26 protein-coding genes and 1 riboswitch are annotated in these 24,125 nt (G+C 70.3%); of the genes, 11 read left to right on the top strand and 15 right to left on the bottom strand.

The annotated features are described in order from the left end of the window. Positions 1-22 precede the first annotated feature (22 nt). Positions 23-1,360, bottom strand: coding sequence for an MATE family efflux transporter (locus G3I54_RS07710; RefSeq protein WP_164612384.1), 1,338 nt, complete (start codon positions 1,358-1,360; stop codon positions 23-25). Between the two features lie 458 nt (positions 1,361-1,818). On the opposite strand from G3I54_RS07710, the gene dnaB reads away from it, so the two are divergent. Further along, the gene (gene dnaB, locus G3I54_RS07705) at positions 1,819-3,294 is read left to right on the top strand and encodes a replicative DNA helicase (protein ID WP_026290418.1); all 1,476 of its coding nucleotides are present in this window, start codon (positions 1,819-1,821) and stop codon (positions 3,292-3,294) included. Between the two features lie 52 nt (positions 3,295-3,346). Here the strand turns inward: dnaB and G3I54_RS07700 are convergent, their stop codons facing one another. Continuing rightward, on the bottom strand, positions 3,347-4,081 hold the full coding sequence (locus G3I54_RS07700) for a dienelactone hydrolase family protein (RefSeq protein WP_164612562.1): 735 nt from the start codon (positions 4,079-4,081) through the stop codon (positions 3,347-3,349). Positions 4,082-4,254: 173 nt separating this feature from the next. Between G3I54_RS07700 and G3I54_RS07695 the strand changes: the two genes are divergently transcribed. Both G3I54_RS07695 and G3I54_RS07690 read left to right on the top strand, forming a co-directional pair. Further along, the gene (locus tag G3I54_RS07695; protein WP_164612382.1) at positions 4,255-5,040 is read left to right on the top strand and encodes an alpha/beta hydrolase; all 786 of its coding nucleotides are present in this window, start codon (positions 4,255-4,257) and stop codon (positions 5,038-5,040) included. 108 nt (positions 5,041-5,148) lie between these two features. Then, positions 5,149-6,525 carry a serine hydrolase domain-containing protein gene (locus G3I54_RS07690; protein WP_164612381.1) on the top strand — a complete coding sequence of 459 codons (1,377 nt, stop codon included), beginning with the start codon at positions 5,149-5,151 and terminating at the stop codon, positions 6,523-6,525. Between the two features lie 96 nt (positions 6,526-6,621). Here the strand turns inward: G3I54_RS07690 and G3I54_RS07685 are convergent, their stop codons facing one another. Next, complete coding sequence (locus tag G3I54_RS07685) at positions 6,622-7,074, bottom strand: GNAT family N-acetyltransferase (RefSeq protein WP_137229460.1); 453 nt, start codon at positions 7,072-7,074, stop codon at positions 6,622-6,624. 55 nt (positions 7,075-7,129) lie between these two features. Further along, a complete protein-coding gene (locus G3I54_RS07680; protein WP_164612380.1) occupies positions 7,130-7,588 on the bottom strand; it encodes a MarR family transcriptional regulator in 459 nt (152 codons plus the stop codon). Between the two features lie 139 nt (positions 7,589-7,727). Here G3I54_RS07680 and G3I54_RS07675 point away from each other — a divergent pair, with 139 nt between their 5' ends. Beyond that, positions 7,728-8,939 carry an MFS transporter gene (locus G3I54_RS07675; RefSeq protein ID WP_164612379.1) on the top strand — a complete coding sequence of 404 codons (1,212 nt, stop codon included), beginning with the start codon at positions 7,728-7,730 and terminating at the stop codon, positions 8,937-8,939. A gap of 130 nt (positions 8,940-9,069) precedes the next feature. On the opposite strand, the gene G3I54_RS07670 is transcribed toward G3I54_RS07675, so the two are convergent. The 5 genes from G3I54_RS07670 to G3I54_RS07650 form a co-directional block, all read right to left on the bottom strand. Then, positions 9,070-9,963 carry a GNAT family N-acetyltransferase gene (locus tag G3I54_RS07670; RefSeq protein WP_164612378.1) on the bottom strand — a complete coding sequence of 298 codons (894 nt, stop codon included), beginning with the start codon at positions 9,961-9,963 and terminating at the stop codon, positions 9,070-9,072. 4 nt (positions 9,964-9,967) lie between these two features. Next, positions 9,968-10,495 carry a DUF2269 domain-containing protein gene (locus G3I54_RS07665; RefSeq protein ID WP_164612377.1) on the bottom strand — a complete coding sequence of 176 codons (528 nt, stop codon included), beginning with the start codon at positions 10,493-10,495 and terminating at the stop codon, positions 9,968-9,970. A 119-nt stretch (positions 10,496-10,614) separates the two neighbouring features. After that, complete coding sequence (locus tag G3I54_RS07660) at positions 10,615-11,094, bottom strand: NUDIX hydrolase (RefSeq protein ID WP_003967847.1); 480 nt, start codon at positions 11,092-11,094, stop codon at positions 10,615-10,617. A 44-nt stretch (positions 11,095-11,138) separates the two neighbouring features. Beyond that, positions 11,139-12,263 (bottom strand): cystathionine gamma-lyase, encoded by a 1,125-nt coding sequence (locus tag G3I54_RS07655; protein ID WP_164612376.1) that lies wholly within the window; start codon positions 12,261-12,263, stop codon positions 11,139-11,141. A 121-nt stretch (positions 12,264-12,384) separates the two neighbouring features. Next, entirely contained in the window at positions 12,385-12,762 is a 378-nt protein-coding gene (locus G3I54_RS07650) for a phage holin family protein (protein ID WP_164612374.1), read from the bottom strand. An 87-nt stretch (positions 12,763-12,849) separates the two neighbouring features. Between G3I54_RS07650 and G3I54_RS07645 the strand changes: the two genes are divergently transcribed. The 4 genes from G3I54_RS07645 (at position 12,850) to G3I54_RS07630 (ending at position 15,241) form a co-directional block, all read left to right on the top strand. Next, positions 12,850-13,167, top strand: a complete 318-nt coding sequence (locus tag G3I54_RS07645; protein ID WP_030077305.1) for a cupin domain-containing protein — start codon at positions 12,850-12,852, stop codon at positions 13,165-13,167. 144 nt (positions 13,168-13,311) lie between these two features. Then, positions 13,312-13,521 carry a DUF5326 family protein gene (locus G3I54_RS07640; protein ID WP_164612372.1) on the top strand — a complete coding sequence of 70 codons (210 nt, stop codon included), beginning with the start codon at positions 13,312-13,314 and terminating at the stop codon, positions 13,519-13,521. Between the two features lie 404 nt (positions 13,522-13,925). Next, on the top strand, positions 13,926-14,702 hold the full coding sequence (locus tag G3I54_RS07635) for a helix-turn-helix domain-containing protein (RefSeq protein WP_343240286.1): 777 nt from the start codon (positions 13,926-13,928) through the stop codon (positions 14,700-14,702). A 101-nt stretch (positions 14,703-14,803) separates the two neighbouring features. After that, positions 14,804-15,241, top strand: a complete 438-nt coding sequence (locus G3I54_RS07630) for an SsgA family sporulation/cell division regulator (protein ID WP_030077310.1) — start codon at positions 14,804-14,806, stop codon at positions 15,239-15,241. Positions 15,242-15,295: 54 nt separating this feature from the next. Here G3I54_RS07630 and G3I54_RS07625 read toward each other — a convergent pair whose 3' ends face one another. Continuing rightward, complete coding sequence (locus tag G3I54_RS07625; protein WP_164612368.1) at positions 15,296-16,639, bottom strand: YibE/F family protein; 1,344 nt, start codon at positions 16,637-16,639, stop codon at positions 15,296-15,298. A gap of 70 nt (positions 16,640-16,709) precedes the next feature. Beyond that, positions 16,710-16,843, top strand: a riboswitch (TPP riboswitch). On the opposite strand from G3I54_RS07625, the gene thiC reads away from it, so the two are divergent. Continuing rightward, positions 16,836-18,641, top strand: a complete 1,806-nt coding sequence (gene thiC / locus G3I54_RS07620; protein WP_164612367.1) for a phosphomethylpyrimidine synthase ThiC — start codon at positions 16,836-16,838, stop codon at positions 18,639-18,641. It overlaps the preceding riboswitch by 8 nt. Positions 18,642-18,663: 22 nt before the next feature. Here thiC and G3I54_RS39360 read toward each other — a convergent pair whose 3' ends face one another. Both G3I54_RS39360 and G3I54_RS39355 read right to left on the bottom strand, forming a co-directional pair. Next, entirely contained in the window at positions 18,664-18,840 is a 177-nt protein-coding gene (locus G3I54_RS39360) for a hypothetical protein (RefSeq protein ID WP_239144276.1), read from the bottom strand. Between the two features lie 11 nt (positions 18,841-18,851). Beyond that, positions 18,852-19,124 (bottom strand): hypothetical protein, encoded by a 273-nt coding sequence (locus G3I54_RS39355; protein ID WP_239144275.1) that lies wholly within the window; start codon positions 19,122-19,124, stop codon positions 18,852-18,854. Between G3I54_RS39355 and G3I54_RS07610 the strand changes: the two genes are divergently transcribed. Then, complete coding sequence (locus G3I54_RS07610) at positions 19,116-19,580, top strand: helix-turn-helix domain-containing protein (RefSeq protein ID WP_239144274.1); 465 nt, start codon at positions 19,116-19,118, stop codon at positions 19,578-19,580. The two genes, G3I54_RS39355 and G3I54_RS07610, sit on opposite strands and share 9 nt — an antisense overlap. Positions 19,581-19,822: 242 nt before the next feature. Beyond that, complete coding sequence (locus tag G3I54_RS07605; RefSeq protein WP_164612364.1) at positions 19,823-20,179, top strand: DUF805 domain-containing protein; 357 nt, start codon at positions 19,823-19,825, stop codon at positions 20,177-20,179. Positions 20,180-20,316: 137 nt separating this feature from the next. On the opposite strand, the gene G3I54_RS07600 is transcribed toward G3I54_RS07605, so the two are convergent. From G3I54_RS07600 to G3I54_RS07590, 3 genes are all read right to left on the bottom strand, one after another. Next, the gene (locus G3I54_RS07600; protein ID WP_164612362.1) at positions 20,317-21,147 is read right to left on the bottom strand and encodes a hypothetical protein; all 831 of its coding nucleotides are present in this window, start codon (positions 21,145-21,147) and stop codon (positions 20,317-20,319) included. Between the two features lie 203 nt (positions 21,148-21,350). After that, complete coding sequence (locus G3I54_RS07595; protein ID WP_164612360.1) at positions 21,351-22,529, bottom strand: metallophosphoesterase; 1,179 nt, start codon at positions 22,527-22,529, stop codon at positions 21,351-21,353. Between the two features lie 174 nt (positions 22,530-22,703). Then, positions 22,704-23,816, bottom strand: coding sequence for a LacI family DNA-binding transcriptional regulator (locus G3I54_RS07590; RefSeq protein ID WP_006126041.1), 1,113 nt, complete (start codon positions 23,814-23,816; stop codon positions 22,704-22,706). Between the last annotated feature and the right edge of the window lie 309 nt (positions 23,817-24,125).

Raw genomic sequence — 24,125 nt, 5'->3', positions numbered from 1 at the left:
GCGAAGTGTGCGGATCAGCGGATCAGCGCGTAGCGCCGGTGACGATCCACCGGCCCGATCGAGCACGCAGCCAGAGCGTGACGAGGCGGACGGCCATCATCAGTGTCATCGCCCACCAGAGCGCGGTGAGCCCGCCGCCGAGGGTGGGCACCAGGAGCGCGACAGGAGCGAAGACGGCGAGCGTCACCAGCATCGCCCAGGCGAGATAGCGTCCGTCGCCGGCTCCCATCAGGACGCCGTCCAGGACGAAGACCACTCCGGCGATCGGCTGGGAGACCGCCACGACCAGGAGCGCGGGGAGCAGGGTGTCCTTCACCGAGGGGTCGCTCGTGAAGAGGGGGATGAACAGAGGGCGGGCGAGCACGATGAGGACGCCGAGTGCGATGCCGCAACCGATGCCCCACTCGACCATGCGACGGCAGGCCTCGCGCGCGCCCTTCTCGTCGTCCGCCCCCAGATAGCGGCCGATGATCGCCTGCCCCGCGATGGCGATGGCGTCGAGTGCGAAGGCGGTCAGGCTCCAGAGGGAGAGGATGATCTGGTGCGCGGCGATGTCGACGTCACCGAGCCGGGCGGCGACGGCGGTGGCGATCATCAGGACGGCGCGCAGAGACAAGGTCCGGACCAGCAGGGGGACGCCGGCCCGTGCGCTGGCCCTGATGCCGGCCGCGTCGGGACGCAGGGACGCGCCGTGCCTCCGGGCTCCGCGGACCACCACGACGAGGTAGACGACGGCCATACCGACCTGGGCGATCACCGTGCCCCACGCGGATCCGGCGATGCCGAGCCCGGCACCGTAGACGAGGGTCACATTGAGGACGGCGTTCGCCGTGAAACCGCCGATGGCGACGTACAGCGGGGTGCGGGTGTCCTGGAGGCCGCGCAGTACGCCGGTGGCGGCGAGCACGACGAGCATGGCCGGGATGCCGAGGATGGAGATCCTCAGGTAGGTGATGGCGTACGGAGCCGCGGTGTCGGACGCGCCGAAGACGTCGACGAGCCAGGGGGCCGTCGGGACCGCGAGGGCGACGACAGCGACGCCGAGCAGCAGGGCGAGCCAGATGCCGTCCATGCCCTGGCGGATGGCGGCGGGCAGATCGCCTGCCCCGACGCGGCGGGCGACGGCCGCCGTGGTCGCGTAGGCGAGGAAGACGAAGATGCTCACGGCGGTCATCAGGAGAGCCGCGGCGATGCCGAGCCCGGCCAGTTGCGGGGTGCCGAGGTGGCCGACGACGGCGCTGTCGACCATCACGAACAGGGGCTCGGCGACGAGCGCTCCGAACGCCGGCACGGCAAGGGCGATGATCTCGCGGTCGTGTCGTCGGCGGCCGTTCTTCGAGGTCGCGGGGGCCTTGGTCATGGGGGTCAATCTAATCTTCCACAGGTAAGAGATGCAATCGGTCCTTGGCCCTTACTTCTCGCTCGGCGGGGCCTTCCTTCCCGCGCCGTTTGCGGTGATCTTGAAATGAGGGCGAAAGTTTTTCTCCCCCACAGTCAGTGGATGGAGAAGATGCAGGTCAGAGTGGTTACGCCGATATCGCTATGAGTTTGTCCACAGTGCTGTCCCCCGGTCCGTGCACAGGTTCGGCGGGGTTCTCCACAGCATCTGGTCCGTCGTCCACATGCCCTGTGGATAACCAGATTGGCTGACGGTGCGGAGGGGCCTACCGTGGTGCGGCGCCCGCACTCCGTTCCGGCACCGGAATCCACCGAACCAGACGCGCCGGAAGTGGAGTCGGGCGACCTGTTTGTCGGTGCCGTGCCGTAAGAAAGAGTGGCACGGCTAGGTCCGCGATGCGGACGGGAGGAGGCGGCCCGGTGAGCATTCCCGAGCCTTTGGACGACCCCTGGACCGAGACCGGTCCCGGGGACCGTCTGCCTGTCTCCCGCCAGCGTCGCGGGGACCGCAAGGGGCGTGAGGACCGCCACGACCGCGGCTCGGACGAGGCCTGGGAAGGCGGTTCCCCCGGGTTCGAGCGGGTGCCGCCGCAGGATCTCGACGCCGAGCAGTCGGTCCTCGGCGGCATGCTGCTGTCCAAGGACGCCATCGCGGACGTCGTGGAGATCATCAAGGGGCACGACTTCTACCGCCCCGCCCACGAGACCGTCTACACGGCGATCCTCGACCTCTACGCCAAGGGTGAGCCGGCCGACCCGATCACCGTCGCCGCCGAGCTGGTCAAGCGCGGGGAGATCACCAAGGTCGGCGGAGCGCCGTATCTGCACACCCTGGTGCAGTCCGTCCCCACCGCGGCCAACGCCTCGTACTACGCGGAGATCGTCCACGAGCGGGCGGTGCTCCGACGGCTGGTCGAGGCGGGCACGAAGATCACGCAGATGGGATACGCGGCCGACGGGGACGTCGACGAGATCGTCAACTCCGCGCAGGCCGAGATCTACGCGGTCACCGAGCAGCGCACCAGCGAGGACTACCTCCCGCTCGGCGACATCATGGAGGGCGCGCTCGACGAGATCGAGGCCATCGGCTCGCGCAGCGGCGAGATGACCGGTGTGCCGACGGGCTTCACGGACCTGGACGCCCTGACCAACGGCATGCACCCCGGCCAGATGATCGTCATCGCGGCCCGCCCCGCCATGGGCAAGTCCACGCTGGCGCTGGACTTCGCGCGTGCCGCGTCGATCAAGAACAACCTGCCCAGCGTCATCTTCTCGCTCGAAATGGGCCGCAACGAGATCGCGATGCGTCTGCTGTCGGCCGAGGCGCGGGTGGCCCTGCACCACATGCGGTCCGGCACGATGACGGACGAGGACTGGACGCGGCTCGCGCGCCGGATGCCCGAGGTCTCCGCCGCCCCGCTCTACATCGACGACTCCCCCAACCTGTCGATGATGGAGATCCGCGCGAAGTGCCGCCGGCTCAAGCAGCGCAACGACATCAAGCTCGTGATCATCGACTATCTGCAGCTGATGCAGGCCGGTGGGTCGAAGCGGTCCGAGAGCCGTCAGCAGGAGGTCTCGGACATGTCCCGAAACCTGAAGCTGCTGGCCAAGGAGCTGGAGGTCCCGGTGATCGCGCTCTCGCAGCTGAACCGTGGCCCCGAGCAGCGCACGGACAAGAAGCCGATGGTGTCCGACCTGCGTGAGTCCGGCTCCATCGAGCAGGACGCCGACATGGTCATCCTGCTCCACCGCGAGGACGCGTACGAGAAGGAGTCACCGCGCGCGGGCGAGGCCGACATCATCGTCGGCAAGCACCGTAACGGTCCGACGGCCACCATCACCGTGGCCTTCCAGGGGCACTACTCCCGCTTCGTGGACATGGCGCAGACCTGACGGACGCCTGTGCCCGTCGCCGGAGCCTGCGGTCGGGCGTGCCCCCGGAGCGTCAGCCGCGCGCCAGGGTGCGGGCGAGCAGGGGCAGCAGACGGTCCCAGTGGCGCCGCAGTCCGGCCGGGCCGAAGGCATCGGTGTCGGACATGGTGAAGCCGTGGACGGTGTCCGGGTAGATCTCGGAGGTGTAGTCGATCCCCGCGGCGTCCAGGGACCGGTTGAGCTCGCCGAGCGCCTCGGGGGTGATGTCCGTCGCGGCGTGGCCGAAGTGGACCTCGGCGGTGAGACGGCGCAGGCTGTCGGGCCCGTCGGCGGCGACGGGGGCGTGGAACGCGGCGACGGCGGCCACCTGTCCGGGATGGGCCACGGCGGTGCGGGTCGCCAGGAGGCCGCCGATGCAGTAGCCGGTCACCGCGACCGGTCCGGCCTGCACTTCGGGCTGAGCCGAGAGGAAACCGAGGTAGGCGTCGGCGTCGCGCTGGACGCGTTCGGTGGTGTGCGCCTGGATCAGGGGCATCAGCCGGCCGATGAGCGCGGGCCGGTCCTCCTCTCCGATGTGTTCGGGAAGGTCGACGACCGGTGTCGGCCCGTTCCGGTAGAAGAAGTTGGGGACGAGCACGTAGTACCCGTGGCCGGCCAGTTCGTGGGCCATCTCCCGCAGTGCGGGCCGGATGCCGAAGGCGTCCGCGTACATCAGGACCCCCGGATGCCGCCCGCCGTGGTCGGGGTGGGCGGCGAAGGCGTCGGCCAGGCCGTCCGCGGTGGGGATCTGCACGGTCTTGGTGGGAATGGAGGATCTTCCTTCCTGGGAGTTCGTCGGGCTGACGTCCGTGGTGCGCATGTCTGTCGGGATGACGTTAGTGGAGCCGACTGTCGGTTCAGGTCGACGCCCGCACGTGGCACGGTGGACCACCGCACCGAGGCCTCCTGACCTCGCGTCAAGGAGCGCTCATACTGGCGGCCATGACGACGAGAACCCCGCCCGAGCCCGAACGCGGCGCGATGTACGTGTCCGGGCGGCGGCTTTCCTTTCTCGACTTCGGTGGTCCGGGCCGTCCGCTGCTGGCTCTGCACGGGCACTTCGGGGAGGGGCGTACGTTCACGCGTCTCGCCGGTGAACTGGGCGACGCCTGGCGGGTCGTCGCGCTCGACCAGCGGGGGCACGGCCATTCCGACCGGTCCGCCGACTACTCCCGCACCGGCTATGTCGAAGACGCCGCGGCCGTGCTGGAGCACCTGGGGATCGGCGGCGCGGTCGTGCTCGGCCACTCCCTCGGGGGCGTCAACGCCTACCAGCTGGCGGCCCGGCGCCCGGGCCTGGTGGACGCCCTGATCGTCGAGGACATCGGCGCCCAGGTCGACGACGACCTGTCCTTCGCCCTGTCCTGGCCGCACCGCGCGTCGACACGCTCCGGGCTGCTGCACGGGCTCGGGCCGTCGGCGTCGTACCTCGTGGACGCCGTGCGCGAGTATCCGGACGGCTGGGGTCTGGCCTTCGACCCGCGGGACATGAACGCCTCGCAGCGGCTCCTCAACGGTGACCACTGGGACGACTGGCTGGCCGGCGACTGCCCGGCCCTGCTCGTCCGCGGCGGCCGCAGCACGGTCCTGAGCGCCGAGCACGCGAGGAGCATGGCGGCACGGCGTCCTCGTACCCGGCTCGTGGAGCTTCCGGCCGGGCACAGCGTCCATGAGACCGTGCCGGTGGAATTCGCCGAGGCTGTCGGAGGGTTTCTCGGCGCCCTGTGAACGCGCCGGACGCCCACCCGTGTGCTCGCCGGGCGTCCATGGCGCGGAAGGCTCGACTCCGTGGAAAAGGGTTCGTCAAGGGGCGGGCCGTCAGGTAGGGGTTGGACCATGACTTCCATCGACGAAGAGCTGCTTCCCACCACCCGGCGTGCCCTGTTGCACCGCATCGCCGTCGCACAGCGGGACGGCCGAGCGCCGTCCCTCGTGGCCGCGGTGCGGCGACAGGGGCGTACGGCCTGGAGCGGGGCGCGTACGTGCGTCGAGGGGCATGCTCCCGACGCCGATACGCAGTACCGGATCGGGTCGATCACCAAGACGTTCACGGCCGTTCTGGTTCTGCGGCTGCGGGACGAGGGTCTGATCGATCTGGACGATCCCCTGGAGAAGCACCTTCCCGGCACGGGCGCGGGCGGGGCGACCGTCTATCAGCTGCTGGGGCACACCGCGGGGCTGGGCGCCGAGACGCCCGCGCCCTGGTGGGAGCGGACGCCCGGCAGCCTGCGGCCCGAGCTCGCCGATGTGCTGGGCGAGCGGCCGCAGATGCATCCGGCCGGGCATCGCCACCACTACTCCAACCCGGGTTACACCCTGCTCGGTTCGCTGGTCGAAGCGGTACGCGGGGTCTCCTGGGAGGAGGCGCTGCGCCGCGAGATCCTGGAACCGCTGGGTATGCGCCGGACGACGGCCGGGCCGGTGGCGCCGCACGCGGGCGGCTGGGCCGTCCATCCCTGGGCCGACGTCATGCTGAGCGAGCCCTCGGAGGACCTCGGGATCATGGCGCCCGCCGGGCAGCTCTGGTCCACCACGGCGGATCTGCTGCGGTTCGCCGCCTTCCTGACCGAGGGCGACGACCGGGTCCTGTCGGCCTCCTCCGTGCAGGAGATGCGCACGCCTGCCGCGCCGGTCGAGACGGGCGGCAGTGGGTACGGTCTCGGGCTCCAGATCGTCGGGGGCGAAGGGCGCGTGCTCTTCGGGCATTCGGGCTCGCTTCCCGGGTTCGTCGCCGGCCTCTGGGTCTGCGCGGAGGAGGATGTGGCGGCGGTCGTCCTCGCGAACGCCACCTCCGGACTGCCCGCGGCGACGGTGGCCGCCGAACTGCTGGGGATCGTCGTCGACGCCGAGCCGCGGATCCCGGACCCCTGGCGTCCGCTGCCCGAGGTGGACGACGAACTGCTCGCGCTGACCGGGATCTGGCACTGGGGCACCAGCACGTTCACGCTGACGCTCACGGGGGACCGGGGGCTTCGGCTCACGCCGCTGGGCGGCAAGGGGCGCGGTGCGGCCTTCAGGTACCGGTCGGACGGCACCTGGACTGGCCAGAACGACTACTACGCGGGGGAGACCCTGCGCGTCGTACGCCGGGCCGACGGCTCGGTGGACCACCTGGACCTCGGCTCGTTCGTCTTCACCCGGGAGCCCTACGAGACCGGGGCGGCCGTGCCCGGCGGCGTGGACGCGGAGGGCTGGCGCGGGCTCGGCGGCTGAGTTCCGGGCCGGGGGTGGCCGAGCGGTCTCGGCCGATGGGGCGCCCCCTGGGAGCGGGTGGGTGTTTCACGTGAAACACCCACCGGCCCGCCCTCGTCAGAGCGCCAGCTTGAAGCCCACATGGCTGGCAGTGAAGCCGAGCCGCTCGTAGAAGCGGTGTGCGTCCTCGCGGGTGACATCCGAGGTCAGCTGCACCAACTGGCAGTTCTGGCGGCGGGATTCGTCCACCGCCCACTGGATGAGCTGGGTGCCGAGGCCGCTGCCGCGCTCGTCGCCATGGATGCGGACGCCCTCGATGATCGAACGGGTCGCGCCACGGCGGGACAGCCCCGGGACGATGGTCAGCTGCAGGGTGCCGACGACCCGGTCCTCGCGAACGGCGACGACCACGTGCTGGTTCGGGTCGTCGGCCAGCCGCTGGAGCGCTTCCCGGTACGGGGTGAGGTCGTCCGGGGACTCGCGCTGTGCGCCCAGAGGGTCGTCGGCGAGCATCGCGACCACCGCGGCCAGGTCGTCCGGGGCGACGGGGCGTATTTCGAGATCACTCATGATCGGCATCCTAGGCTGGCGATCCCAGGGGGGGCGGCCTGTCGACCGGGGTCGGTCAGACCGGAACCTTCAGCTCCTCGACCGCCCTGACCAGAGGAGCGAGCTCCGGGTTCTCCGCCGCTTCGTCCAGGGCCGTCCGCAAGGCGCTGTCGTTCGTCGGCCGGGCGGCCTCCAGCAGCGTGAGGCCGGCCTCGGTGACGTCGGTGTAGATGCCTCGACGGTCGGTGTCGCACAGATAGCGGGTCAGCAGCCCACGGTCCTCGAGCCGGGTGACGAGCCGGGTGGTGGCGCTCTGGCTGAGGACGACGGCGTCGGCGACCTGCTTCATCTGGAGATGCCCGCCGGGGCCGTTGTGCTGCCGGCTCAATACGTCGAGCAGCGAGTACTCGCGTGCGCTCAGCCCGTGGCCGGCCTGGAGGGCCCGCTCGATACGGGCCTCGATCTTCCCGTGGAGCAGCGAGAGCGCGCACCAGCTCTGGGCGATGGCGGTCAGGGCGGGGTCGGTCGCTGTCATGTCTCTCTCCTCCGGGCGGGAGCTGCGTGACTCCAGGATAGAGGACGTCTGCAATAGCCCGCGCTTGCAATTAACCAGCGTCTGCAATTATTGTGGACGCTCGTAAGGCGCAGACGCAATCTCCAGAGAAGGTGAACCCATGCCGCTCGCGCTCCTCGCTCTCGCCATCGGGGCATTCGGGATCGGAACGACCGAGTTCGTGATCATGGGGTTGCTCCCCGAGGTCGCCGGTGACTTCCAGGTCTCGATCCCGACCGCAGGCTTCCTGGTGACCGGCTACGCGCTCGGTGTGGTCCTCGGCGCCCCGCTGATGACGCTGCTCGGCACCCGCGTCACCCGTAAGCGCATGCTGATGCTCCTCATGGGGCTGTTCATCGTGGGCAACGTGGTGTCCGCGCTCGCCCCCGTCTTCGGCGTCATGCTCGCCGGACGGGTGATCGCCTCCCTCGCCCACGGTGCGTTCTTCGGCATCGGCTCGGTGGTCGCGGCCGATCTGGTCGCCCCGCAGAAGAAGGCCGGGGCCATCGCGATGATGTTCACCGGGCTCACCGTCGCCAACGTCGTCGGCGTGCCGCTCGGCACGTATCTCGGACAGACCGCGGGCTGGCGGACCACGTTCCTCGTCGTCGCCGCTCTCGGCGTCGTGGGCCTGCTCGGCGTCGCCAAGCTCGTTCCGGACCAGCCCAGGCCGGAGGGCGTGCGCATCCGCCACGAGCTGGCCGCGTTCCGCAACGTCCAGGTCCTGCTGGCGATGGCCATGACCGTCCTGGGCTTCGGCGGAGTCTTCGCCGCGATCACCTACATCACCCCGATGATGACCGAGGTCGCCGGCTACTCCGCCTCGTCCGTCACCTGGCTGCTGGTTCTCTTCGGCCTCGGCATGGTGGGCGGCAACCTGATCGGCGGCAGGCTCGCCGACCGCCATCTGATGCCCCTGCTGTACGTCTCGCTCGGCGCGCTCGCCGTGGTCCTCGGCCTGTTCACCGTGACCGCCCACGACAAGTTCGCCGCGGCCGTCAGCATCGTCCTGATCGGCGCCCTGGGCTTCGCGACCGTGCCGCCGCTGCAGAAGCGGGTCCTCGACCAGGCGTCGGGCGCGCCGACGCTGGCCTCCGCCGTCAACATCGGGGCCTTCAACCTCGGCAACGCCCTCTCCGCCTGGCTCGGCGGCCTCGTGATCGCGGCCGGTCTCGGCTACACCGCCCCCAACTGGGTCGGCGCCGTGCTCGCGGCGTCCGCGCTGGCCCTGGCCGTGCTCTCCAGCCTGCTGGAGCGCCGGGAGACCGGCAAGGGCCGGATCGTGGCCGGGAGCAGCCTCGAACCGGCCGCCGTGGCGGCGGCTCGACACTGACCCGGGTATCGCGAACAGCCGCCCCGAAAAACAGCCACATCGAAAGGCACCCGCACCGGACATCAGCCACCGCGCATCAGCCCGCAGCGCATCAGCCGCACCGCCCTCGTGGCGGTGCGGCTGTTCCGTGTCAGCCCGTCGCGACGGTGAGCGGGGCGAACCTGCGGGCGGCGTCGCCCGGCAGGTCGGAGATGCCGTACGTCATCACAGTGGTCCCGGAGAGGGGCTCGAGACCGTGCTCCGCCAGCCAGCCGAGCAGTTCCTTGTGCCGGGCGTCGACATCGGCCCGCAGCGGCCGGTCCGTCGTCTCGGCCAGGGCCGAGACCAGAGCCTGCGCGGTGGCGGTGTCCCGTGCGACCAGCGGCCCGACCACCTCGGCGGGCCCGCTCGGCCAGAGCGCCGCGTAGCCGACCAGGTCGCCGTGCTCCTCGGCGACCTGGAGCCGGTCGGAGAAGGCGGGCAGCCGGGCGAGGAGATGCGTCCGGTCGGTACCGAACACGGGGAGGTCGAGCCGGACCATCGCCTGCAGGTCGTCCGCCGCGGCCGGGCGGGTGGTCACCGACGCGCGGGACGAAGAGGCCGAGGGGGAGCCGTCGGGGCCGGGAGCGCCGAAACGGCCACCGACGCGTTCGGCCCGGCCCACGGGGGAGAAGCCGAGGCCTTCGTAGAGCGGCCGTCCCTGCTCGGTGGCGTACAGCGCGAGCGGGCTGTCCCCCACCGCGTCCATCACATACCGCATGAGCCGCCGGGCGAGCCCCTGACGTCCGTAGCGTTCGGCGACGAGCAGCATGCCGACTGCGGTGAGGTCGGATCCGTACGGCATGGTCAGGCAGGTTGCGGCCAGACCCTTGCCGTCCGGGGCGTCGATCCCGTAGCCGGTGCCGGCCGAGAGGAGCAGCCCCCACCGGTGCTCGTCGCGCGGCCAGCCGCGGTCCTCGCAGAGATCGGCGCAGGGGACCAGATCTCCCCGGTTCAGGCGCCGGATCGGCAGGTCGACGAGGGAGCGGGGTGATGGGCTGTGCATGGGGTCAGGCTGTCTGACGGGGAGATGGCGCGTCCACCGATTTCGCGGAACTGGCCGAGATCCGCAGCCGCCTGCCGCGCCGAGTGAGCCCCCAGGGCTTCAGCACCGAGATCGCGGTGATGAAGAGATAGGTGGCCGTGGCGACCGACGGCGCGATCACGAGGTTGATGTCCACCACCTCGTCGGCGACCGCCGCGTCGATGCCGGGGCGCAGGGAGAAGATCGACAGTCCGGTCGTGATCAGGGTCAGCCAGAATTTGGTCCACACCCAGCGGTGCCGGGCCAGACCCCACGGAGTGCCCAGCGCCAGCACCAGGCCGCTCACCAGGGAGAGCAGCGCCACCGGGACCACCAGCCAGTCACCGAAGACCTTCATGGCCCGGGTGGCGGCGCTCGCGGTGGCGGGGTCTGCGGTGAGGAAGGCGGTGAGGCCGAGCGTCAGCAGACCGACGGTCAGACCGAGCCAGCTGACGGAGACGGCGACATGGGCGACGAGGACCCCTCGGCGTACGGGGCGCTTGAGTGGTTTCACGTGAAACACGATGCTGAGCCGGACACCCCGGGTCGTCCGGCACCGGGAGTATCCACGCGTACCGGCCGGGGAGTACGCGCCCCGGCCGGGACGGGGGCGCTTGCCCGAGGCGGGGGGCGTCAGCCCAGGTCGGGGGCGTGCATCGCCCGTACGCCTTCGATGTTGCCGTCCAGGTAGTGCCGCAGGGACAGCGGTACGAGGTGCACGGCCGCGATCCCGACCCGGCTGAACGGCACCCGGACGATCTCGTACTCCCCGGTGGGCTCGTCGATCTCCGGTCCGTGCCGCAGGGAGACGTCCATCGACGCCAGCCGGCAGACGAAGAAGTGCTGGACCTTCACTCCCGTCACGCCGCCGTCCGCGATGTGCTCCACGGTGTCGACGAAGCACGGGACCACATCGACGATCTTGGCGCCGAGCTCCTCGTCGACCTCGCGGTGCAGCGCTTCGACGACGGTGGCATCCTCCGGCTCGACCCCACCGCCGGGCGTGAGCCAGTACGGATCGACTCCCGGCTTCGTGCGCTTGATCAGGATGAGATCGTCGCCGTCGAGCAGGACGGCGCGTGCGGTGCGCTTGACCACAGGACGTTCGGTCATGGCAAGAGAGTGGCCCGTGGAGGCCCGTCTGAAACTCCTCCGGCCTACCGGACCGCCGTGTCCAGCGCCTGTTCGACGTCGGCGAGCAGGTCCTCGGGGTCCTCCGCGCCGACCGAGAAGCGGATGAAGCCCTCCGCCACGGCGTCGCCGCCCCAGCGGCCCCGGCGCTCCGCGGTGGACCGGACGCCGCCGAAGCTCGTCGCGTCGTCGACCAGGCGCAGTGCGGAGAGGAAGCGCTCCGCGGTCTCCCGGTCGGCCAGCTCGAAGGAGACCACGGAGCCGAAGCGCCGCATCTGGCGTGCCGCGACGGCGTACGACGGGTCGGTGGGCAGGCCCGGATACCGCAGCCCGGTGACCTCCGCGCGCTTGGCCAGCGTTTCGGCGAGGGCGAGCGCGGTGGTGCACTGCCGGTCGATCCGCAGCTGGAGGGTGGCCAGCGAGCGGTGCGCGAGCCAGGCCTCCATCGGCCCCGGAATCGCCCCGACGACCTTGCGCCAGCGCCGTACGTCCGCTGTCAGCCGGGGATCGCGGCAGGTCACATGGCCGAGGAGGATGTCGCCGTGCCCGGTCATGCCCTTGGTGTCGCTGGCGACCGAGAAATCGGCGCCCAGCTCCAGCGGGCGCTGGCCGATCGGGGTGGCCAGGGTGTTGTCGACGGCGACCAGGGCGCCCGCCGCGTGCGCGGCCGCCACCAGCCGCGGGATGTCGCAGACGTCCAGGCCCGGGTTGGACGGGCTCTCGATCCACAGCAGCTTCGCCCCGGCCAGCAGGGCCAGCTGGGCATCGCCGCCGGTCGGCGCGGTCCGGACCTCGACCCCGTACGCGGCCAGTTGCTCCCGTACGAGCGGCAGCGCCTGGTAGCCGTCGTCGGGCAGGACGACGGCGTCGCCCGAGCGGACCTGGGAGAGCAGCACCGCGGTGATCGCCGCCATGCCCGAGGCGAACACCGTCGTGCCCACCTCCTCGCCGGGAGCCTCCAGCTCGCCGATGGCCCGCTCCAGGTGGGTCCAGGTCGGGTTGGTCTCCCGGCCGTAGGTGTACGGGCCCACCGGCTCGCCGGAGAGGTGGAAGTGCGCGGCGAAGACCGGGCCGGGCAGGGTCGGCCCGAACTGCTCCGGTTCAGGAAGCCCGGCGCGTACCGCACGCGTTCCGTCGCCCATGGTGCTCATGCTGCTCCTTCACTGCTTTCCCCGGGTGGTGGATCCGGTGGTGGATCCGGTGGTGGACCGGTGTCCTCCGCACTCTCTCAGAGGCCCCGGAGCGGCCCTCCGCCAGATCCCGGTACCGGTATCAGTCCTCGTCGGGCAGGACGACGTTGAGCGCCCAGGACACGACCGAGATGATCAGTCCGCCGAGCACCGCCGTCCAGAATCCGTCGACGTGGAAGCTGAGGTCGAACACGCCGGCCAGCCAGGAGGTCAGCATCAGCATCAGGGCGTTGACCACCAGCGTGATCAACCCCAGCGTCAGGATGAACAAGGGGAACGTCAGCAGCTGGACCACCGGCTTCACCAGGAAGTTCACCAGGCCGAAGATCAGCGCGACGAGTATCAGGGTGAGGACCTTGCGGCCGGTGCTGCCGCCCTCCAGCGTGATGTTGCCGATCAGCCAGATGGCAACGGCCAGCGCACCCGCGTTGGCGATCGTCTTGACTACGAAATTCTTCATGTGTCTGATCGTGGCAGACATGATCGGTGGTGGACACCGGCAGCACGGGTACAGCCGACAGCGTGGGCACAAGGGGCGGGACGGACCATGAAGGCATTCAGACTGGACGAGCTGGAGGCGGAGCGCGCCGCCAACGACGGCGCCTACCTGCAGTTCGTGCGGGAGCGCAATATGTCCGTCGGCCTGTACGCCTTGGACGCGGGCGAGCTCGATCCGCAGCAGCCCCACCAGCAGGACGAGGTCTACTTCGTCGTCAGCGGGCGGGCGGCGATCACGGTGGGGATGGAGACGACGCAGGTCGGCAGGGGAAGCGTCGTCTATGTGCCCGCGGGTGTGGCCCACAAGTTCCACCACATCACCGAGGACCTGAGGGTCATGGTCGTCTTCTCGCCGCCGGAGGGCTGAGGCCGCCGGCCCCGGGCTCCCGTTCTCGGGGATCCCTAGGGGCTGGATCAGGGGTCTTCAAGGGCTGCCGGCCGCCCATCGGGGGCCCTCGCGCCTTTAGCATCGAGGCAAGGACTTCACAGAGACGAGGTAGAGGCGATGGCCGTGCGGGAGATATTCGCGGGAATGCCCTGGTGGGTGAAGTGGATCGCGGTGCCCGTCATTGCGATCTTCGTGTTCGGCGGTCTGATCGCCAGCGTGGTCGGCTTCGTGATCAGCCTGCTCTTCAAGCTGCTGGTCTTCGTCGTCGTGGTCGGCGGTCTGATCTTCGTCGTCCGCAAGTTCATGTCGTCGTCCTCGCGCGGTGACTGGTAGAACACGGATCCCGGGCCGGCGCGGGGGCCGGCCTGTTCCGTCCGACCAGGCCCGCTCCGTCCGGCCCGGTCCCGAAGGACGAGGGCGCGGTCAGCGTCCCGGGCGGATTAGCCCAGCAGAGCTAAGTCCCGGAGGAAACCACCCGTCTGCCGCAAGCGGCCGATACAGTGGCGAAACGCTGCCGCCATCCGGAATGTGACCTTCCGTCACCACATCGATCGCCTGATCGGTCCTGGGTACGACAGTCCGGTCGTTGGCCTCCGATCGCCGGCGCCCGGACCGGTCCTCGCCGGTCACGGGTCACCGGATCTCCGGTCCCCTCCGGTCCTCAGGATCGCGGCAGGCCTGTGGGGGCGGCCCCCACAGGAGGGCCGACGGCCCGTCACCATGCCTGGGGGTGACCTTTGACCACGGCATCGAGCACCGCTGTCCCGACGTTGATCGGTTCGGTTCAACGGGCGTTGAGGCTGCTGGAGGCTGTGGGCGCCCATCGGGACGGGGCTCCCGCCAAGCAGCTGGCACGTGAGGCGGGGCTTCCGCTGCCGACCGCCTACCACCTGCTGCGGACCCTCACCCATGAGGGCTATCTCCGCCGCGAGAACGGTGTCTTCCACTTCGGCGCGGCCGCCGAGAACCTGACCGCCGCCCCCGGCGTCAGGAGCCGCCCGCGCCCCGCGTCCGTCGCCGACTCCCTCGGCCACTGGCGCGACGTCATCGGCGCTCCGGTGTACTGCGCCGTCTACTGCGACGGCGAGATCGAGCTCATCGCGGTCGCGGACGCCCCCGACACCCCGGCGGTGGAGGAGTGGGCCTCGTTCCGGGAGACCGCCCACGCGCACGCCATCGGCCAGTGTCTGCTCGCCCAACTCGACGAGCGGGCCCGCGAGGACCACCTCGACCGGCACCCCGTGCGCCCTCTCACCCGTTACTCAGTGCGAGATCGCGCCACACTTCTGGAACGCCTGCGCACCCTCCGACGAGGTGAACCGGTCATCGAACGCCAGGAGTACGCACTGGGGACCGTGTGCGCCGCGATTCCCGTCACGGCCGGTGCCACCATTGCGGCGATGGCCATTTCCGTACCCCTGGACCGGGAAGATCGGTTGCTGCCCGCAGTCGAACAGCTACGTGGCGAAGTCGCCAGCCTCTTGCGTTCGTTCGTGTTCTCTATCAGTATCTGAAAAATCACTCCTTGTGATCTGCTATCGCGTGCACCACGATGGCGTCAATAGGGCCATGGGGGATCATTCCTGGCCAGTTTCATCTACTGCGGGGTTGAACGATGCGCGAGTCGGTTCAAGCAGAGGTCATGATGAGCTTCCTCGTCTCCGAGGAGCTCTCGTTCCGTATTCCGGTGGAGCTCCGGTACGAGGTCGGCGATCCGTACGCCATCCGGATGACGTTCCACCTGCCCGGCGATGCCCCTGTGACCTGGGCGTTCGGCCGCGAACTGCTGCTGGACGGGCTCAACAGCCCGAGCGGCGACGGCGATGTGCACATCGGTCCGACCGAGCCCGAGGGCCTCGGCGATGTGCACATCCGGCTCCAGGTCGGCGCGGACCGTGCGCTGTTCCGGGCGGGGACGGCGCCACTGGTGGCGTTTCTCGACCGGACGGACAAGCTCGTGCCGCTCGGTCAGGAGCACACGCAGGGTGACTTCGACGGGAACCTCGAGGACGCGCTCGGCCGCATCCTCGCCGAGGAGCAGAACGCCGGCTGACCGGGTGGGTACAGCCGACGGTCCGTCATCCCGTCCTGTGCCGCCGGTCCGTCATCACTTCTTGCGCCGACGGCCCCGGCCGCTCCGCGCGGGCGCGGCCGTAGCCGTCTGTGCGCCGCCGGACCCCGGGCGGTCCGCGGAGACGACCAGCGCGGCGAGCACCGTGGTCACCGGCACCGAGGCGACCAGGCCGATCGACCCGACCAGCGTGCGGACGATCTCCTCGGCGACCAGCTCGCTGTTGGCCACCGTTCCCACACTGCTCTGGGCGATGGAGAAGAGCAGCAGCAGCGGGAGCGCCGCGCCCGCGTACGCCAGCACCAGGGTGTTGACCACCGAGGCGATGTGGTCCCTCCCGATGCGGATACCTGCCCGGTACAGCCCTTTCCAACCCATCTCCGGGTCCGCCTGGTGCAGTTCCCAGACGGCGGAGGTCTGGGTGACCGTCACATCGTCGAGCACCCCGAGCGAACCGATGATGATGCCGGCCAGCAGCAGACCGCTCATGTCGATGTCCGGGTAGAGGCCGTGGATCAGGCCGGTGTTGTCGTCGGTGTTGCCGCTGAGGCTCGCCCAGCCGATGAACAGGGAGCCCAGCAGCCCGATCAGCAGCAGCGAGATCAGCGTGCCGACGACCGCGACCGATGTACGGGCCGTCACCCCGTGACAGAGATAGAGCGCCGCCAGCATGATCGCGCTGGCCCCGATCACCGCCACGACCAGCGGATTCGATCCCTGAAGGATCGCCGGCAGGATGAACAGGGTCAGTACGGCGAACGACACGGCCAGCGCCACCAGCGCCATCACTCCGCGGAGCCTGCCCACCAGGACCACCGCCAGCGCGAAGATCCCGGCCAGCAGCGCCATCGGGAACTTCCGGTCCACGTCGGTCACGGAGTACTGGAGGTCGCGCGGCGCGTCGGGCGCGTACGCCACGACCACGCCCTGACCCTCTTTCAGTTGCCGGGGCGCGTCCGGCTGGACCACCTCGACGAACCTGCGGCCCTTCTCGTCGCCGCTGGTCACCTCGATGGTGGCCTTCGCGCACTCCCCCTCCTGCTCGTTGACGGCCTCCCGGCCCGAGGGCGTGGAGGTGTCCCCGGTCGGAGGCACCTGCGCGGCGTTGACGTCCGCGCAGTCGACCTTGACGACCTGGACGACCTTGCCGTCCTGGGTCTGCCGGTCGAATCCGACGCCGGTGCGCTCGTGGTCGGGCACGCCGCCGGGCCAGAACGCGATCAGGCCGACGACGACCGCCGTGGCGAACGGGATCACCACAGCGGCGATGACCTTGCGCAGATGCTTGGAGACGGGAGCGGCGGGTCCGTGGCTGTGCGTGTGGCCGTGTGAGTGGCCCTGGGGCGGCTGGGGCGCGGGGTCGCTTTGGGGGGAGGTCACGGGGCGATCATCGCAAGAACGGGAGGGCCCTCTGGTCAGCTCGCCGGAAAGGACGCTAGCGTGGAGGCACCTTTGCACACGCGGGAGCTCGGAGCACCGGGCTGAGAGGGCGCTGACCGCCGTACATCCGTACGGGACACGCTGCGCCGACCGCCGAACCTGTTACCGGGTAATGCCGGCGTAGGGAGTAGGTCTCATGACCACAGCGGACGCACGCACGCCTGCCTCGAAACAGAACGACGGAACGCCGAACGGCACGGTTCCGAACGACGAGGCCGGGAAGTCCATCGGCTGGCACAAGGGGTACGTCCAGGGCTCGCGCCCGGACCTCCGGGTGCCGGTCCGACAGGTGCACCTCACCAACGGCAAGGACGTGACGCTGTACGACACGTCGGGGCCGTACACCGATCCCGGAATCGACACCGATGTCCGCCGGGGCCTCGCGCCCCTGCGGGAGAACTGGATCATCGCCCGCGGTGACACCGCGGAGTACGCGGGCCGTCCGGTCCGCCCCGAGGACGACGGGCTCAAGCACACTTCGCCGCGCGGCGGACTGCGCAACCTCGACGCCGTGTTCCCCGGCCGTCCGCGCCAGCCGCGCCGCAGCCGCGACGGACGTCCCGTCACTCAGCTCGCGTACGCCCGGCGGGGGGAGATCACCCCGGAGATGGAGTACGTGGCGATCCGGGAGAACGTCGAGGCCGAGGTCGTCCGTGAGGAGATCGCGGCGGGCCGGGCCGTGCTGCCGGCCAACGTGAACCACCCCGAGATCGAGCCGATGATCATCGGCAAGCGGTTCCTGGTGAAGGTCAACGCCAACATCGGCAACTCGGCCGTCACTTCCTCCATCGAGGAGGAGGTGGACAAGATGACCTGGGCGACCAAGTGGGGCGCCGACACGGTCATGGACCTGTCCACCGGCCGCAACATCCACACCACCCGCGAATGGGTGCTGCGCAACTCCCCCGTGCCGATCGGCACCGTCCCGCTCTACCAGGCCCTGGAGAAGGTCGACGGCCGGGCCGAGGAGCTGACCTGGGAGATCTACAAGGACACCGTCATCGAGCAGGCCGAGCAGGGCGTGGACTACATGACGGTGCACGCGGGCGTGCGCCTGCCGTACGTCCCGCTGACGGCCCGTCGCAAGACCGGCATCGTCTCGCGCGGCGGCTCGATCATGGCGGCCTGGTGTCTGGCGCACCACAAGGAGTCGTTCCTCTACGAGCACTTCGAGGAGCTCTGCGAGATCCTCGCGACCTACGACGTCACCTACTCGCTGGGCGACGGGCTGCGTCCCGGGTCGATCGCGGACGCCAACGACGAGGCGCAGTTCGCCGAGCTGCGCACCCTGGGCGAGCTGAACACGATCGCCAAGCGGTTCGGCGTCCAGACCATGATCGAGGGCCCCGGGCATGTCCCGATGCACAAGATCAAGGAGAACATCGACCTCCAGCAGGAAATCTGCGAGGAGGCGCCGTTCTACACACTCGGCCCGCTGACCACGGACGTCGCCCCGGCGTACGACCACATCACCTCCGGCATCGGCGCCGCGATGATCGCCTGGTGGGGCACGGCGATGCTCTGCTACGTCACGCCCAAGGAGCACCTGGGGCTGCCCAACCGGGACGACGTGAAGACGGGCGTGATCACCTACAAGATCGCCGCCCACGCGGCCGACCTGGCCAAGGGGCACCCGGGCGCGCAGGAGTGGGACGACGCGCTCTCCGACGCGCGGTTCGAGTTCCGGTGGGAGGACCAGTTCAATCTGGCCCTCGACCCGGACACGGCCCGGGAGTTCCACGACGAGACGCTGCCCGCCGAGCCCGCGAAGACGGCGCACTTCTGCTCGATGTGCGGGCCGAAGTTCTGCTCGATGAAGATCTCCCAGGACATCCGCCGTCAGCACGGCGGATCGCAGGAGGAGATCGAGGAGGGCATGGCCGAGAAGTCGAAGGAGTTCGCGGCCGCCGGCAACCGGGTCTACCTGCCCATCGCCGACTGACCCGCTCCGGTACCCCGGCAGGTCAGGTGGGTCCGGCGGCCGAGTCCGCCGGGCCCACCTCCGCGGGGCCGTCCACCGCCGTGCCGAACGGGTTGTCGATGACGTAACGCCAGAACCCGTCGGAGCCCCGGCGGGCGACGTCCGTCGCCGTGCCCGCGATCCGGACCTGTCCGCCGTCCGCCGCCCTGCCCTCCACCACCCAGTCGACGATCAGGAGCGCCAGGCCGCCGGAGACATAGGTGCGGCGCGGGGCCACCCGGATCGGGACGCGCAGCGCGAGGAAGTCCCGGTGGGCCGGTATCCGGCCGGGGCCGGTATCCGGCCGGGGCCGGTCGTGAGGTGACCGGGCCGGGGCACGAACAGCGCGTCCGCCTCGTACAGCCGGTCGACGCTCTCGGGGTCGAAGGTGTTGAACGCCCGCTCCAGGACGTACGGGTGCTCGGCGGCGACGGTGGTCAGATGCACACTGGTGGAATGCGTCATGCCGTCAGTGAACAGCTCGTCGACGAGAGTCACCCAACGGATACCCACGCGGCCGGCGACCGGGAACTGACGCCGACCGCCCGTGGCCGCACGGCCCGTCCCGAGCCGGACTGCCCGGTCGAGGTGGCCCTCGCCGCGGTGTCGGGCCGCTGGACCACCCTGGTGCTGCGCGAACTCATGGGCGGCCCGCTCGGGTTCTCCGAGCTGAGGGAGCGACTGCCGGAGCTCTCGGCGAAGGTTCTCAGCCAGCGGCTCCGGGAACTGCGCGAGCGCGGCCTGCTGTCGGTGGAGCGCCGGCGCGGATTCCCCGTCCGTACCCGCTACACCCTGACCGGCGGCGGCCGGGCGCTGCGGCCGTTGCTGATCGAGCTCTACGCGACCGGTGAGGCACTTCTGGCCACGGGGCCGACTCCGGAGGACCGTCCGCAGCCGCGATCACGGGCCGCCGAGGCCTGATCCGGGGCCGGAAGCATCCGGGCGTTCCGCGCCTTACGAGTAACTACAGCTGGTTCACGGTTGTTTGGCCGGTTAACTCACCTTGTTAAGCGACAGTATGGACACAGTCGTGTGGCAGCTGGATGTACGTTTGGCCCGCAGCTCACCTGCGCTTGACCCTTTCCTTATCCGTGGCTTACTTTCCGGCTTGCTTGGCTGAAATTCGGCGGCCCTTGAACAGGGGCCCGGGGAGGGGAATCACCATGGACTGGTACCTGTCAGTACTCAAGAACTACGCAGGCTTCAGCGGACGTGCGCGCCGCAAGGAGTACTGGATGTTCACGCTCATCAGCTTCGTCATCAGCCTGGTGCTCACGATCGTCGGCGGCCTGATCGGTGCGGACTTCCTGTCCTACATCTACGCCGTGGCGATTCTCGTCCCGTCGCTCGCGGTCCTGGTGCGCCGGCTGCACGACACCGGCCGCTCGGGCTGGTGGTTCTTCATAGCGTTCGTCCCGCTGGTCGGCTTCATCATCCTGATCGTCTTCCTCGCCTCGGAGGGCAAGCCGGAGACGAACCAGTACGGCGTGAACCCGAAGCTGGCTCCGCAGGCCATCTGATCCACCGCTCCGGTCCGTCCGGAGCGTCTCCCCGGGCCGGGCGCGGCACTTGCCGCCCCGGCCCGCGGTGCGTCCGGGACCGGAGCCGGAGCCGGGACCGGATCCGGAAGCGGAAGTCGGCCCCGGGCCGCCGCCCGTCAGTCCGGCTGGTGCTCCGGGCCGCCGAAGTCCGGGCTGGTGAAATCGGGGCTGGTGAAGGTCGGCCGGGGGCCGGCCGCCGGTCCGTCGTCCGGGCCGGAGAAGTCCGGCCTGCTGTAGCCCATCTTCGGGATGCGGTTGGGCGAACGGTGCGGGGTCCGCGCGGCGGGTCCCGCGGTGGGGTCGGCCAGGGCGTCCCGGAGGAACGGGAGGATGCCGCGCTCCAGCAGGGCGTGGCGCCAGGCCTCCCGGGCCCGCGCGACCTCCTCCGGAAGCTCCTGTTCCTCGTCCTCGGCCGCCAGGGACGTCGTGCCGTTGCGGAGCGCGGTGACGAGCAGTCCGACGGCCGCGACCAGGATCGCGGCGGCGGCGACCGCTGCGAAGAACCACCCGGCGGCGACCATCGAGTCGCCGAAGGCCACCGACGGGCTGACCGCCTTCAGCAGGTAGCCGACGAGCAGGAAGATGACGGCCGCGGTGCCGGCCAGCAGCGGGGTCAGGACCGTGACGACCGCGCCTATGCCGGCCCCCGATCCGGCCGCCGTGCTCTGCGGCCCGTCCACGGCCGGGATCCCTTCGGCCGCTTCGGTGGCCGACGCCCGGCGCAGTTCGCCCCGGGCCTCGACGTAGTGCTCGTACTCGGTGGCCGCGGCCGCGGTGATCAGCGCCGTGGCGCTGAGCGCCATCGTGCGCAGCTGTTCGGTGTTGAGCCGGTCACCGACGCCCTCCAGGTCCGGGCGTTCATGAGCGTGGCGCAGTGCGTCGCCCAGGATCCGCTCGTACTCGGGTCCGTCCTCGGCCAGCAGGTGCGGAGCGCTTGTCATCTGCATCCCCCGATGCTCCGTCGGTGCCCGGCTGCCCGCGTGGACCGGGCGATCGGGCGGAAACGGAGGAGAGCCTGCCACTGATACGCCGATGGTAGAGCGCTCACGGCACGGGGTGACAGTGTGTTTCCAGAATTGGGCCCGGTGACGGGTCCGGTGATCGGCGAGGTCGGTGCAGGCGGAACCTGAAGCGCCTTCCCCGCCGACGCTCAGGCATGCAGCGGGAGTTGAACCACCAGCAGCTTTCCGGCCATGGTCACTCCGCCGTCCATGGCGATGGCGAGGCCGTCCGCGTACACGTGCGGGCCGTTGATCACGGGGCCCGACGTGTCCTCGCCGTCCTCCGTGCCGACCTCGCCCAGGAGGTACGGAATAGGGCTGTGACCATGGACGACGCGCTGTCCGCCGTACGTCGCCATCAGCTCGCGCACCGCGTCGGCGCCGCCCTCGTCCCGGAAGGCGAACCGCTTGGTCAGCTTGCGGAAGAGGTCCCAGCACTCGTCCGCGTCGTTACGCGTGAGAATGGCCGTGATCGTGTCGTTGACGTCCTCGATGGTGGACCCGTAGTCGAGGTAGGCCGTCGTGTCGGAGTGCATCAGCAGATGCCCGTCCTCCTCGACGACCGCGTCGAGCCGGGACATCCACTGGAGGTGGACGTCCTGGAGGCGCTCCATGTCGGTCTTCTGGCCGCCGTTGAGCAGCCAGGCGGCCTGGAAGGTGGCGGTGCCGGCCCCGGAGTTGACGGGGGTGTCGGCGAACCGCTTGGCGCCGAGCAGCAGCAGCTCGTGGTTGCCCATCAGGGCCTTGCAGTAGCCGCCGGCCGCCGCCGCCTCGGCGGAGAGCCGCATGACGAGATCGATGACCCCGATGCCGTCCGGACCGCGGTCGGTGAAGTCGCCGAGGAACCACAGCCGGGCGTTGCCCGCGGCCCAGTTCCCGTCGGCGTCGATGAGGCCCTGCTCGCCGAGGGCGGCCAGCAGTTCGTCCAGATAGCCGTGGACGTCGCCGACGACGAAGAGCGGGCCGAGACCGTCCTCGGCCACGGGGGCCGGCTCGGCGACGGTCTGCACCTGGACCGTGTCGCCGCGCCGGATGACCGGGAGGTCCCGTTCGGTCGGTGTGTAGCCCTCCGGCTGCTCGTCGCCCACGACGGCGTTGCCGGGATGCGGCGGCCGGGGCGGCGCGGGAGCCCGCTGCGGAAATGAAGCGCCCGGCGGGACGGGAGCGCCCGGCGCCGGCGGGTTCGGGCCCGGCGCACGGGGCGGCACCGAGGAAGGAGGTGCCACCTGTGCCTGTGGTGGCACGGGTGTCTGCGCATACGGCGGAACCCGGAAGTCACGCAACGTCGCCGTCCGCACCACGGGTTCCTGACCGGCCCCCTGAGTCATCGACCCCTCCACCACCGTCGCGCCGCCGTACACCTGACGGGCCTTGCCTGGTAGAGGTGGTCCGCGGTGTCGTGCGCCCATCATAGGAATGCGGATCGATCTGTGTGACGCACCAGGGGTGGTGAATCCGGGCGCACGCACGGTTCACCGGCCGATTGGTCCGAAAAGAGCCGATCAATCCCCGCTGGGGGAGCGCGGCGCACTGACCGTGGTGCGTGGTGGACGGCGTTGCGAGGAGGTCCGGACGATGAGCTCCGTCGGTATGACCTGCTCCACCGGCCCGTCGTGTTCGACGCCTTCGATGGCGTCGATGAGGAGCTGGACGACGGCCGTGCCGATGCGGCGGGGCTTCAGCGAGAGCGTCGTGATGGGCGGCTCGGTGGCCGCGTACACGGTGGACTCGGAGCAGCAGACCAGCAGCAGGTCCTCGGGAACCCGCAGTCCGTAGCGGCGGGCCGCCGCGAGGAGATCGGTGCCGTTGGGGTCGAAGAGTCCGTAGACCGCGTCGGGGCGGTCCGGGCGGGCGAGCAGCCGGTCGGCGGCGACCGCCCCCGCGCAGGGGTCGTGGGCCGGGTAGGACTCGTAGACGGGATCCTGGCCGACCCGCTCGCACCAGTGGAGGTAGGCGGTGGTGGACAGCCGGGTGTACGTGTCGGTGGTGTTGCCGGTCAGCAGGCCGATACGGCGGGCTCCGGCGGCGGCGAGATGGTCGAGGAGGTCGAGCACGGCGGCCCGGTGGTCGTTGTCGACCCAGGCGGTGACGGGGAGCGTTCCGGCCGGGCGGCCGTCCGAGACGACCGGCAGGCCCTGGCGGACGAGTTCGGTGACGACCGGGTCCTGGTCGGAGGGGTCGATCACGACGGTCCCGTCGAGCGCGACGTTCGACCAGACGTCGTGCCGGGAGGTGGCGGGGAGGATGACGAGGGCGTAGCCGCGGGCGAGCGCCGCGGAGGTCGCGGCTCTCGCCATCTCCGCGAAGTACGCGAATTCGGTGAAGGTGAAAGGTTCATTCCCGTACGTGGTCACGGTCAGGCCGATCAGCCCCGACTTGCCCGTACGGAGGGTTCGGGCCGCGGCGGACGGGCGGTAGCCCAGGCGCTCGGCGACCTCGCGGACATGGCGGCGGGTGGCGTCCGGGAGCCTGCCCTTGCCGTTGAGCGCGTCGGAGACGGTCGTGATCGAGACTCCGGCCGCGGCGGCCACATCACGGATCCCCGCCCGTCCCGGCCGGCCGCTGCGCCGGGGTGTCTCCGTCCGGCTCACCTGGTGCTTCCCTGCTGCTGTCATGGCGAGCCGATAGTAGGGCTCCGAGGGGTGGTCGGTCCGGTCGCATATGCGCACGTTGACAGGCACGTTTCTGCAAGGTCACTGACCATCAGATTCCTTTGAATATAAGGGAGTTGGGCCGTATTGCATACGTGTTTCAGGTGCTGGCGGGTGGCAGCCTGCCGAATGTGCGATGTCTCGAAGAGGTCTCAACTCACCAGTTCGGGGGACGCGCGCCACGGCGTGAGCCACCGGCGCGCGCCGGACCGGGGTGCGCTCCCCCGGGCAGAGGCCCCGGACCGACCCTGTGTGGGGTCCCATTCCCGGGCA

This window comes from Streptomyces sp. SID14515 (assembly GCF_010548505.1).
GTDB lineage: Bacteria > Actinomycetota > Actinomycetes > Streptomycetales > Streptomycetaceae > Streptomyces > Streptomyces caviscabies.
Note: the sequence above shows the minus strand (reverse complement) of the source record. Positions and strands in the feature narration are given on the sequence as shown.

Excerpts from the sequence above, each read along its gene's own strand:
- G3I54_RS07655 (WP_164612376.1), bottom strand. The coding sequence starts at position 12,263 with ATGAGCACCATGGGCGACGGAACGCGTGCGGTACGCGCCGGGCTTCCT.
- G3I54_RS07590 (WP_006126041.1), bottom strand. The coding sequence starts at position 23,816 with ATGACAGCAGCAGGGAAGCACCAGGTGAGCCGGACGGAGACACCCCGG.
- G3I54_RS07660 (WP_003967847.1), bottom strand. The coding sequence starts at position 11,094 with ATGACCGAACGTCCTGTGGTCAAGCGCACCGCACGCGCCGTCCTGCTC.
- G3I54_RS07650 (WP_164612374.1), bottom strand. The coding sequence starts at position 12,762 with ATGAAGAATTTCGTAGTCAAGACGATCGCCAACGCGGGTGCGCTGGCC.
- G3I54_RS07645 (WP_030077305.1), top strand. The coding sequence starts at position 12,850 with ATGAAGGCATTCAGACTGGACGAGCTGGAGGCGGAGCGCGCCGCCAAC.
- G3I54_RS07600 (WP_164612362.1), bottom strand. The coding sequence starts at position 21,147 with ATGCAGATGACAAGCGCTCCGCACCTGCTGGCCGAGGACGGACCCGAG.
- G3I54_RS07675 (WP_164612379.1), top strand. The coding sequence starts at position 7,728 with ATGCCGCTCGCGCTCCTCGCTCTCGCCATCGGGGCATTCGGGATCGGA.
- G3I54_RS07610 (WP_239144274.1), top strand. The coding sequence starts at position 19,116 with ATGCGTCATGCCGTCAGTGAACAGCTCGTCGACGAGAGTCACCCAACG.
- G3I54_RS07605 (WP_164612364.1), top strand. The coding sequence starts at position 19,823 with ATGGACTGGTACCTGTCAGTACTCAAGAACTACGCAGGCTTCAGCGGA.
- G3I54_RS07670 (WP_164612378.1), bottom strand. The coding sequence starts at position 9,963 with ATGCACAGCCCATCACCCCGCTCCCTCGTCGACCTGCCGATCCGGCGC.
- G3I54_RS39355 (WP_239144275.1), bottom strand. The coding sequence starts at position 19,124 with ATGACGCATTCCACCAGTGTGCATCTGACCACCGTCGCCGCCGAGCAC.
- G3I54_RS07695 (WP_164612382.1), top strand. The coding sequence starts at position 4,255 with ATGACGACGAGAACCCCGCCCGAGCCCGAACGCGGCGCGATGTACGTG.
- G3I54_RS07680 (WP_164612380.1), bottom strand. The coding sequence starts at position 7,588 with ATGACAGCGACCGACCCCGCCCTGACCGCCATCGCCCAGAGCTGGTGC.
- G3I54_RS07595 (WP_164612360.1), bottom strand. The coding sequence starts at position 22,529 with ATGACTCAGGGGGCCGGTCAGGAACCCGTGGTGCGGACGGCGACGTTG.
- G3I54_RS07630 (WP_030077310.1), top strand. The coding sequence starts at position 14,804 with ATGCGCGAGTCGGTTCAAGCAGAGGTCATGATGAGCTTCCTCGTCTCC.
- G3I54_RS07710 (WP_164612384.1), bottom strand. The coding sequence starts at position 1,360 with ATGACCAAGGCCCCCGCGACCTCGAAGAACGGCCGCCGACGACACGAC.
- thiC (WP_164612367.1), top strand. The coding sequence starts at position 16,836 with ATGACCACAGCGGACGCACGCACGCCTGCCTCGAAACAGAACGACGGA.
- G3I54_RS07685 (WP_137229460.1), bottom strand. The coding sequence starts at position 7,074 with ATGAGTGATCTCGAAATACGCCCCGTCGCCCCGGACGACCTGGCCGCG.
- G3I54_RS07690 (WP_164612381.1), top strand. The coding sequence starts at position 5,149 with ATGACTTCCATCGACGAAGAGCTGCTTCCCACCACCCGGCGTGCCCTG.